General features: G+C 70.6%; 11 protein-coding genes. 3 read left to right on the plus strand and 8 right to left on the minus strand.

Annotated elements, in window-relative coordinates; all coding sequences use genetic code 11:
- From EPN98_RS16330 to EPN98_RS16345, 4 genes are all read right to left on the minus strand, one after another.
- Positions 1–2,268: a xanthine dehydrogenase family protein molybdopterin-binding subunit gene (locus EPN98_RS16330; RefSeq protein ID WP_293363974.1), complete on the minus strand. Its 2,268-nt coding sequence runs from the start codon at positions 2,266–2,268 to the stop codon at positions 1–3.
- The gene (locus tag EPN98_RS16335; protein WP_293363975.1) at positions 2,265–3,209 is read right to left on the minus strand and encodes a xanthine dehydrogenase family protein subunit M; all 945 of its coding nucleotides are present in this window, start codon (positions 3,207–3,209) and stop codon (positions 2,265–2,267) included. Before EPN98_RS16335 ends, EPN98_RS16330 begins: the two co-directional genes overlap by 4 nt.
- A complete protein-coding gene (locus EPN98_RS16340; RefSeq protein ID WP_293363976.1) occupies positions 3,206–3,709 on the minus strand; it encodes a 2Fe-2S iron-sulfur cluster-binding protein in 504 nt (167 codons plus the stop codon). Before EPN98_RS16340 ends, EPN98_RS16335 begins: the two co-directional genes overlap by 4 nt.
- A 123-nt stretch (positions 3,710–3,832) precedes the next feature.
- Positions 3,833–4,105, minus strand: coding sequence for a BolA family protein (locus tag EPN98_RS16345; protein ID WP_293363985.1), 273 nt, complete (start codon positions 4,103–4,105; stop codon positions 3,833–3,835).
- A gap of 52 nt (positions 4,106–4,157) precedes the next feature.
- Here EPN98_RS16345 and EPN98_RS16350 point away from each other — a divergent pair, with 52 nt between their 5' ends.
- Together EPN98_RS16350 and EPN98_RS16355 are read left to right on the plus strand one after the other, a co-directional pair.
- The gene (locus tag EPN98_RS16350; protein WP_293363977.1) at positions 4,158–4,820 is read left to right on the plus strand and encodes a DnaJ domain-containing protein; all 663 of its coding nucleotides are present in this window, start codon (positions 4,158–4,160) and stop codon (positions 4,818–4,820) included.
- Positions 4,821–4,894: 74 nt separating this feature from the next.
- Positions 4,895–6,154 (plus strand): serine hydrolase, encoded by a 1,260-nt coding sequence (locus EPN98_RS16355; RefSeq protein ID WP_293363978.1) that lies wholly within the window; start codon positions 4,895–4,897, stop codon positions 6,152–6,154.
- Between the two features lie 13 nt (positions 6,155–6,167).
- Here EPN98_RS16355 and EPN98_RS16360 read toward each other — a convergent pair whose 3' ends face one another.
- From EPN98_RS16360 to EPN98_RS16370, 3 genes are read right to left on the minus strand one after another with little or no spacing between them, the layout of a single operon-like run.
- Positions 6,168–6,941, minus strand: a complete 774-nt coding sequence (locus tag EPN98_RS16360; protein WP_293363979.1) for a sulfite exporter TauE/SafE family protein — start codon at positions 6,939–6,941, stop codon at positions 6,168–6,170.
- 4 nt (positions 6,942–6,945) lie between these two features.
- Positions 6,946–7,476, minus strand: a complete 531-nt coding sequence (locus EPN98_RS16365; protein WP_293363980.1) for a rhodanese family protein — start codon at positions 7,474–7,476, stop codon at positions 6,946–6,948.
- Positions 7,445–7,804, minus strand: a complete 360-nt coding sequence (locus tag EPN98_RS16370; protein ID WP_293363981.1) for a metalloregulator ArsR/SmtB family transcription factor — start codon at positions 7,802–7,804, stop codon at positions 7,445–7,447. Before EPN98_RS16370 ends, EPN98_RS16365 begins: the two co-directional genes overlap by 32 nt.
- Positions 7,805–7,879: 75 nt before the next feature.
- Here EPN98_RS16370 and EPN98_RS16375 point away from each other — a divergent pair, with 75 nt between their 5' ends.
- Positions 7,880–8,749, plus strand: a complete 870-nt coding sequence (locus EPN98_RS16375) for an MBL fold metallo-hydrolase (RefSeq protein WP_293363982.1) — start codon at positions 7,880–7,882, stop codon at positions 8,747–8,749.
- A gap of 25 nt (positions 8,750–8,774) precedes the next feature.
- Here the strand turns inward: EPN98_RS16375 and EPN98_RS16380 are convergent.
- Positions 8,775–9,235: methyl-accepting chemotaxis protein (locus EPN98_RS16380; RefSeq protein ID WP_293363983.1), on the minus strand; the 461-nt coding region annotated here is incomplete at its 5' end.

Here is a 9,235-nt window from a genome sequence, read left to right on the forward strand (position 1 = left end):
TCAGCGCCCCTGTGCGATCAACCCCGCCAACAGCTTGTCCGGCGTGATGGGGTAGTCGCGCACCCGGACACCGCAGGCGTTGTAGATGGCGTTGGCCACCGCCGCGCCCGCGCCGGAGTTCCCGAGCTCGCCCACACCCTTGATGCCCATCGGGTTGGCCTTGTCGTCCACCTCGTCGAGCATGATGGCGTCCAGGTCGCCGATGTCGGCCTGCACCGGCACCAGGTATTGGGCCAGGTCCTGGTTGATCAGCGAGCCGTAGCGCGGATCGACGGCGTTGCCCTCGCCCAGCGCCGAGCCGACGCCCCAGATCATCCCGCCGGTCAGCTGACTCTTGGCCGTCTTGGCGTTGAGGATGCGGCCGGCGGCGAACACCCCCAGCATGCGACGCACGCGGACCTCGCCGGTCACCGGATCGACGCCCACCTCCACGAAGTGGCCGCCGTAGGTCTGGGTGCTCCACTTCTGGGCGTCCTGGGCGGGACGGATCTCGCCCTCGACGGTGAGGCCCTCTGGCGCGTTGCGGCGGATCAGGTCGGCCAGCGTCTCGGATCGGTTCTCCAGCGCGATCACGCTGTCCTGGAAGGTGACTTCCGCCGGATCACCAGCGTGCAGCGGCGAGTGGGGGTCGCTGGTCGCCATCTCCGCGATCGCCTTGCGCAGGTTCATACCCGCCGCCAGAGCGGCCGACCCGGCCGTGGCCGCGCCGAACTGGCCGCCCGAGCCCGGGGCCGGCGGCAGCTCAGAGTCGCCGATTTCCACCACCACCTTGCCCAGGGGCACCCCCAGGGTCTCGGCGGCGATCTGGGCCAGCACCGTGTAGGTGCCGGTGCCAATGTCGGTCATGCCCTGGCGCACGGTGATCACGCCGTCGGCGTCCACCGAGAAGCTGCACTTGGCCGGCAGCAGGAAGTTGCCGCGGATGGCGGCGGCCATGCCCATGCCCACCAGCCACCGGCCGTCGCGCACCTGGCCCGGCGTGGGCCGGCGGCGGTCCCAACCGAACAGCTGGGCGCCTTCCTTCAGGCAGCGGACCAGCTGGCGCTGCGAGAATGGACGGCCGTTTTCCGGGTCTGCCGGCGGCTCGTTGCGGATGCGGAGCTCCACCGGATCGAGACCCAGCTTTTCAGCCAGCTCGTCCATGGCGCATTCCAGGCTCATGGTGCCCGACGCCTCGCCCGGCGCCCGCATCGGCCCCGCATGCGGCAGGTCCAGGCGCACCAGCCGATGGCCGGTGAGCCGGTTGGGGGCGGCGTAGAGGGCGCGGGCGAAGTTGGAAGCGTGCTCGGTGAACGACCCGTCCTTGTGGCAGTGCGTCCAGGTCATGATCGAGAAGGCGTTCAGCCGGCCGTCCTTCTCGGCGCCCAGGCGCACCCGCATGACCGTCGCCGGGCGGTGGATCGTGCCGTGCATCATCTGCTGGCGCGTGAAGGCCACCTTCACCGGGCGGCCCAACGCCCGGGCCGCCAGCGCCGCCAGGGTCAGGTCGTCGTAGGTCTGGCCTTTTCCGCCGAAGCCGCCGCCGATGTAGCGGGTGAGCAGGTGGACGTCGTCGCGGCCGATGCCCAGGGTCTCGGCCAGGCCGTGCTGGGCGGGCTTCACCATCTGGATCGAGGTGTGGGCGATGCAGCGATCGCCTTCCCACCAGGCCAGCGAGGCGCAGGGCTCCATCTGGCAGTGGTTCTGCAGCGGCGTGGCCCAGGTCTCGTCCAGACGAACCGGCGAGTTGGCGAAGCCCTCGTCGAAGTTGCCGATCTCGACGTCCTGTTCGCCCGGCGGCTGACCGGCGTCGCTCAGGCGCTTGGCGAAGTTCACGTCCGGCGTGTCGGCGTCGTAGGTCAGCTTGACCAGATGCGAGGCGGCGGTGGCGTTCTCGAGCGTGTCGGCGACCACGAAGGCCACGGGCTGGCCCCAGTAGGTCACCTTGTCGCTCTCGAGTGCGGGTTTGGAGCCCTGGGTGCTGCGAGGGTGCGCCTTGGCGCCGCGAGGCGGCTGGGCGGGCACGTTCAGGTGCGTCCAGACCGCCAGCACGCCGGGCGCGGCCTCGGCCTCGGCCGTGTCGACGGCGATGATGCGGCCGGTGGCGATCGTCGCGCCCACCATGACGCCGTAAGCCGGCGGCGACGGCGGCTGGACCTCGTAGGCGTAGGGCGCCGTGCCCGTGACCTTGAGCGGGCCCTCATAGCGGTCGACGCCCTTGCCGATCAGGCCGGCGCGGTTGTCCTTGACCGGATTGGCGGTGGCTTCCCAGTCGCTCACCGAGCTCATTGGCCCTGCTCCTTCGCTTCGGTGATGGCGGCCGCGGCGAGGCGGGCCACCAGGGGTATCTTGAAGTCGTTGCGACCCAGCGAGCTGGCGCCCGCGAGCTCCTTGCCGATGGCCTCGGCGGGCGAAGCGCCAGAGGCCAGCGCGCCCTCGGCCTCGGCGGCGCGCCACGGCTTGTGGGCCACCATGCCCAGCGCCACCTGCCCGCCGGCGACCGCCACGCTGGCGAGACCGCCGGCGTACGAGGCCCGGTCACGCACCTTGCGGTAGGTCTGACCGCCCTTGGGCGGCGGCGGCAGCACGACGGCGGTGATCAGTTCGCCGCCGGCCAGGTGGGTCTCGATGTGCGGCGTCTCGCCCGGCAGGCGGTGCAACTCCAGCAGCGGGATGCTGTGGGTCCCGCCCGCGCCCACGACCTCGACGCTGGCCCCCAGCGCCGCCAGCGCCACGGCCATGTCGGACGTGTGGGTGGCGATGCAGGCGTGGCTGGCGCCGAAGATCGCCGCGTTGCGGTTCAGGCCTTCCAGCGCGCCGCAGCCCGAGCCGGGCGCCCGCTTATTGCAGGGCTTGGAGGTGTCGTAGAAGTAGGCGCAGCGGGTGCGCTGCAGCAGGTTGCCGCCCACGCTGGCCTTGTTGCGCAGCTGTGGCGAACCGCCGGCCACGATGGCTTCCGAGAGCACCGGATAGCGGGCCCGGACGGTCGCGTTCGACGCCACCGCCGTGTTGCTGGCCGACGCCCCGATTCGCAGACCGCCGTCCGGCGTCTCCACGATCTCGGCCATCGGCAGCCGGCCCACGTCGATCAGATGGGTCGGCGTCTCGATTTCCAGCTTCATCAGGTCCAGCAGGTTGGTGCCGCCGGCGATGAAGCGCGCGCCGGGCGCCTGGGCCGCCGTTACCGCGCCCTCGACGCTGGTGGCCCGCTCGTAGGTGAAGGCCTTCATGCCAGGGCCTCGGCGGCCTGCTTGATGGCCGCCACGATCTGCGGATAGGCCGAGCAGCGGCAGATGTTCCCGCTCATCCGCTCGCGGATCTCGGCGTCGGTCAGCGTGGGCTTGGCCCCCGGCGCGGTTTCCTGGCTGGGCGCGCCCGCCTCGATCTCGGCCAGGAGGCCCAGGGTCGAGCAGATCTGGCCCGGCGTGCAGTAGCCGCACTGGAAGGCGTCCTGGTTCAGGAAGGCCACCTGCACCGGATGCAGCTTTTCGACCGTGCCGACGCCCTCGATGCTGGTGACCTCGTCGCCGTCGTGCATCACGGCCAGCGACAGGCAGGAATTGATCCGCACGCCGTTGACCAGGACCGTGCAGGCGCCGCACTGGCCATGGTCGCAGCCCTTCTTCGCCCCGGTCAGCTTGAGCGTCTCACGCAGTGCGTCGAGCAGCGTCGTGCGCGGGTCGAGGTCGAGCGACCGCACCTCGCCGTTGACGGTGATGGTTGTCCGCAACCCGTCTCTCCCCAATGTCCGGCCGCGCCTGCATTCCGGGGCGGCTCTTCAAACGTCCGTTTAGACTAGCGCCCGAAGTGCGACGCCTCCAAGGCGTTCTGCACGCCGCAGGATTTGCGGCCGTCAGCCTTCGCCCGGCGCCAGCGCCTTCACAGACAGCGCATGCAGCGGCCCGGCCAGTTCCTCGGCGAGCGCATGGTAGACCATCCGCTGGCGCGCCACCCGAGCCGCGCCCGCAAAGGCCGCCGATTCGATCGTCACGTTGAAGTGGCTTTCCCCGCCTTCGCGCGCGCCGGCATGGCCCGCGTGTCGGTGGGACTCATCGACGATCTCCAGCCGCGTGGGCTGAAAGGCCGCCGTCAGTTTGTCTTGGATCGCGTCAAGTATGGCGCCCATCTGCCCGATCTTCAATTCTTGTACGGAAACTTCTGCCCTCCATACTTGGACGATGCCCGGCGCGTTTCAATACAAGCCCAAGTTCGTGGATATCCGCGTGCGACCGCCGTCCGAGCAGGACAACGCGGCGGAGGACGTGCATGCCCTGAAGCCGGGCGAGCGGGCCTGCGACCATCCGGGGTGTCGCAAGGCGGCGACGGCCCGGGCGCCCAAGTCGCGCGACCTGCTGCATGAGCACTACTGGTTCTGCCAGCCGCACGCGGCCGAGTACAATCGCAACTGGAACTTCTTCGCCGGCATGGCCGAGGGCGAGGTCCGCCGTCGCCAGCAGGAAGAGCAGATGACCGGCGGGCGTCCCACCTGGGAGATGAAGGCCGGCAGGATGAGCCGCGAGGCCGCCGCCTTCTCGGCCAAGTTCGGGGCGGGCCAGGGCCAAGGCCCGCAGTTCCGTGACCCCTTCAACATGTTCGGCGGCGGCGGGCAGCACGCGCGCAAACCTGAGCCCGAAGGCCGCAAGCTGGGGAAGATCGAACGCAACGCCCTGGCCGACCTCGACCTGGACGAGGACGCCGACGCCTCGAAGATCCGCACCCGCTACACCGAACTGGTCCGCCGCCTGCACCCCGACGCCAACAACGGCGACCGCTCGGGCGAGAACCGCCTGCAGCGCGTGATCAAGTCGTACCAGGCGCTGCGCAAGGCAGGGATGGTCTAGCGGGCGACGCCCCGGCTTGCGTCCGCCGCGCGAAGGGGATGGGATGGGGGTCCTGTCCGACCGAGGCCCCTGCCATGCCCGACTCCGCCCAGCCCGCCCCGACCGCCGCCTCGACCGATCCGGCGGCGCTGGCCGTGATGCAGGGCTTTCCGCCGCCGGCGGAGAAGACGGTGCGGGTTTCAGATTCCACCAGCTGGCGGTTCCCCAACACCCGCTGGAGCTTCAGCCATCAGCGTGAGCTGGGCCCGTCGGCCGCCATCCGCCGCGGGCCGGCGGCGGCGGCGGCGCTGCCGTACGGCCTGCGCGAGGACCTGGACGCCGTGCGGTTCGTCACCCAGGACGGCCGGGCGATGACCTGGGGCGAGAGCATCGACGAGAACTTCACCGACGGCCTGGTGGTGCTGCATCGGGGGACCGTGGTCTACGAGACCTATCGGGGCGCGCTGGGGCCGCACACGCCGCACCTGGCCATGTCGGTCACCAAGTCGTTCGCCGGCCTGCTGGCCGCGATCCTGGCGCATGAAGGCGCGATCGATCCGGCCGCGCTGGTGACGACCTATGTGCCCGAGTTGGCCGATACGGCCTTCGGCGACTCCACGGTGCGTCACGTGATGGATATGACGACGGGCGTGCGCTACCGCGAGGACTATGTCGATCCCGACGCCGAGGTGCGCTTCTATGGCGTGGCCGCCGGCTGGTCGCGGCCGCCTCCGGGCTATGCCGGCCCGACCACCATCTTCGACTTCCTCCGGACGCTGAAGAAGCAGGGCGAGCATGGCGAGGCCTTCGCCTACAAGACCTGCAACACCGAGGTTCTGGGGTGGATCGCCCAGCGCGTGGCCGGCAAGCCCTTCGCCGAACTGGTCTCCGAGCGCATCTGGCAGAAGCTGGGGGTCGAGGAGGACGGCTATGTGATGGTCGACGGCACGGGCTTCGCGCTGTGCGGCGCGGGCCTCAACGTCACCACTCGCGACCTCGCCCGCTTTGGCGAGATGATGCGGTTGGGCGGCGTCGCCGGCGGCCAGCAGATCGTGCCCAAGGCCGTCGTGGACGACATCGCCGGCGGCGCGCGGACCGAGGACTTCGCCAAGGCCGGTTACGTCACGCTGCCGGGCTGGAGCTACCGAAACCAGTGGTGGGTGAGCCACAACCGGTTCGGCGCCTACTCGGCCCGGGGCATCCACGGCCAGGTCTGCTACGTGGCGCCGGGCGCCGAGATGGTCATCGCCCGCTTTGCCTCACACCCCACCGCCGCCAACGGCAACGGCCCGCTGGATCGCGTGTCGCTGCCCGCCTACGAGGCGATCGCGGCGCACCTGACCTCGGCCAGATGATCGGAACGCAGCGTTAGCTCAGGGACCGCCAGGCCACGTAGCCGGCGGTCGCGATCACCATCAGCGCGAAGGCGCGGCGCGCCAGATCGGCGCGGCCCTCAAGCCGGCGGGCGATGGGACGCGCTGCGAACACGCCGGCCCCGCCGCCCACCACCAGGGCCGCGAAGATCGGCCAGTCGACCAGGCCCGAAGCGGCGTAGCTGGTGCTGGTCGCGGCGCCGAACAGGGCGACCGAGACGAGGGACGAGGCCGCGGCGTGAGCCAACGTCATGCCCGTGGCCGCCATCAGGCCCGGCACGATGAGAAAGCCGCCGCCGATCCCAAAGAAGCCTGCGGCAAGGCCGGTGACGAGGCCGGCGGGCGCCAGACGGGCGGTCAGCCCAGCCGTCAGGTGCACCGCCGGGTCGCCGGCGTCCTTACGCGGCAGCAGCATCGAGCCGCCGATCAGGGCCATGGCGACGGCGAACCACAACAGCAGTGTCTCGCCGGGCAGTTGCTTGGCCAGTTGCGCGCCCGCCAGCGAGCCCACGAGGCCCGCGGCCCCGAAGACCAGCGCGCAGGGCCACTTCACCCGGCCGGCGCGCGCCTGCACCGACAGCCCGACCAGGGCGTTCACCGCCACGGCCGCCGCCGAGGTCCCGATGGCCACGTGCGGGTCGCGCACGCCCACGAGGTAGATCAGCAGCGGCGTCGCCAGGACCGATCCGCCGCCGCCGAAGACGGCGAGCAGCAGACCGACGACGCCGCCGCTGAGCACGGCCAGGCCATAGGTGAGCGCCGGGTCCACGCGATCAGGCCCGAACGCGATTCCAGGGCGCGCGGGCCAGCAGCGTCGCCATCCCGCAGAACCCGGTCACGCCCGCGAAAGCCAGGCCGGCGCCCACGAAGGCCGAAAGGCTGTAGAACGCGGGGTGCAGCACGAAGCCCAGCGCGACGCCGGCCAGCACCAGCGCGCCGGCGGCGATGTGGACCTGGCGCTGGATTTCCAGCGGCGCCTTGCGATCCTCGTTCAGTGGCAGGCCGGCCGCCGCCCAGGCGTCGACGCCGCCTTCCAGCACATATGCCGGCCCTTCGACCACCGCCGCCAGTCGATCGCAGTTGGCGCCCGTCCGCATGCCGGTCCGGCAGGTGAAGACCACGTCCGTGCCGGGATCGACCTTCAGGTGGGCCTGTTCGAAAGACGAGAGGGGGCGCGAGAGGGCGCCGCGCACATGGCGGCGGGCGAACTCGTCGGCTTCGCGGATATCGACCAGGACGGCCTGGCGGCGCTGGAGGCGGCGTTCGACGTCGTCAGGTTTGAGCGGGATCAGGGCGGTGTTCATGGAGAGGCCTCATGTCGGGGGGACAAAAGATCTCGGCGAGCGTCGCCACCACCTTCACGGCGGCCGGGTCGGCGATCCGATAGCGCACGGTCTGGGCCTCGCGGCGGGTGGCCACAATGCCCTCCTCCCGCAGCACCGCGAGGTGTTGCGAGAGCGCCGACTGCGAGAGGGCGACCAGGGGCAGAAGTTCCCCGACCGAACGCTCGCCGCCGCTGAGCTGGCACAGGATCATCAACCGGCGCTCATTGGCGAGCGCGCGCAGGAGCCTTGCGGCCTCCGCGGCGCTGGCCTCGAAGCGGGTGATGTCGAAGTTCGCGAGATCGAACATGAGACTCCATATATTAGGTATTGCTAATTTAGCAAGTGCTAATATTTATACGGCATCGCCGAGGAGGCTCCGATCATGTCCCCCACTGTTCAAGCCTATTTCGATCCCGCCACGTCGACCGTCAGCTACCTGGTGTCGGATCCGGCCACGCGGGCCGCCGTGATCGTCGATCCGGTCGCCGACTTCGAGCCCAAGGGCGCTCGCCTCTCGCACGGGTCAGCCGATGCGATCCTGGCCGCTGTCGACGCACAGGGCCTGGACCTGAAGTATGTGCTGGAGACGCATGCCCACGCGGACCACCTGTCGGCGGCCGACTACATCCGCCGACGCACCGGCGCCCAGATTGTAGTCGGCGCGCGGATCACCGAGGTGCAGAAGCAGTTCGCCCCGCTGTTCGAGGCCGATGACGTGACCACCGACGGCGCGGTCTTCGACCGGTTGCTGGCCGAGGGTGACAGCCTGGCTCTGGGCGAGCTCGAGGTTCGGGTGCTGCACACGCCCGGACACACCCCGGCCTGTGTGACCTACCTGATCGGCGACGCCGCCTTCGTGGGCGACACGCTGTTCATGCCCGACTATGGAACGGCCCGGGCCGATTTTCCGGGCGGCGACGCCGCAACGCTGTACCGCTCGACCCGGAAGATCCTGGCGCTGCCCCCACAGACCCGCATCTTCATCGGCCACGACTACCTGCCCGCGAACCGCACCGACTATCGCTGGGAGAGCACGGTGGCCGCGCAGCGGGAGAGCAACATCCATGTCCACGACGGGGTCACCGAGGCCGAATTCGTGGCCCTGCGGAACGCCCGCGACGCGACGCTGGCGCCGCCGACGCTCATCCTGCCGTCGCTGCAGGTGAACATCCGCGCCGGCGCCCTGCCGCCGCCCTCGCCGGGCGGGCGCGTGTTCCTTCGCCTGCCCGTGACCCAGGCCGACGCAGACTAGCCTGACCTCCGCCGGTCGACTCGGATCAGGCCGCGCGCGCCCGCCGCGTGGGCTGGGCGGCCTGGCCGCCCACGGTGAAGCCGCCCATCAGTCCGGACAACTCGACGCTCTCGGTGTTGAGCGCAAGCGTGGCGGCCGACGTCTGTTCCACCATGGCGGCGTTCTGCTGGGTCAGTTGATCCAGCTGGTTCACCGCGACGTTGACCTCGCTCAGGGCCCGCGTCTGCTCGTGGGCCGACGCGGCCATGTCGGCGACCAGCGCGTCGATGGCCGTGACCCGCTCGGCGATGGCGTTCAGCGCCCGCCCGGTCTGCCCCACCAGATCGACCCCGGCCTTCACCTGCGCGCCGGACTGGGTGATCAGGCCCTTGATCTCCTTGGCCGCCTCGGCCGAGCGCTGAGCCAGCGCGCGGACTTCGGACGCGACGACCGCGAAGCCCTTGCCCGCATCGCCGGCCCGGGCCGCCTCCACGCCCGCGTTGAGGG

This window comes from Phenylobacterium sp., assembly GCF_004299445.1.
GTDB lineage: Bacteria > Pseudomonadota > Alphaproteobacteria > Caulobacterales > Caulobacteraceae > Phenylobacterium.

Bases quoted from the DNA above. Each gene is read 5' to 3' on its own strand.
- EPN98_RS16335 (WP_293363975.1), bottom strand. From the start codon at position 3,209: ATGAAGGCCTTCACCTACGAGCGGGCCACCAGCGTCGAGGGCGCGGTA.
- EPN98_RS16365 (WP_293363980.1), bottom strand. From the start codon at position 7,476: ATGAACACCGCCCTGATCCCGCTCAAACCTGACGACGTCGAACGCCGC.
- EPN98_RS16370 (WP_293363981.1), bottom strand. From the start codon at position 7,804: ATGTTCGATCTCGCGAACTTCGACATCACCCGCTTCGAGGCCAGCGCC.
- EPN98_RS16330 (WP_293363974.1), bottom strand. From the start codon at position 2,268: ATGAGCTCGGTGAGCGACTGGGAAGCCACCGCCAATCCGGTCAAGGAC.
- EPN98_RS16375 (WP_293363982.1), top strand. From the start codon at position 7,880: ATGTCCCCCACTGTTCAAGCCTATTTCGATCCCGCCACGTCGACCGTC.
- EPN98_RS16350 (WP_293363977.1), top strand. From the start codon at position 4,158: ATGCCCGGCGCGTTTCAATACAAGCCCAAGTTCGTGGATATCCGCGTG.
- EPN98_RS16345 (WP_293363985.1), bottom strand. From the start codon at position 4,105: ATGGGCGCCATACTTGACGCGATCCAAGACAAACTGACGGCGGCCTTT.
- EPN98_RS16355 (WP_293363978.1), top strand. From the start codon at position 4,895: ATGCCCGACTCCGCCCAGCCCGCCCCGACCGCCGCCTCGACCGATCCG.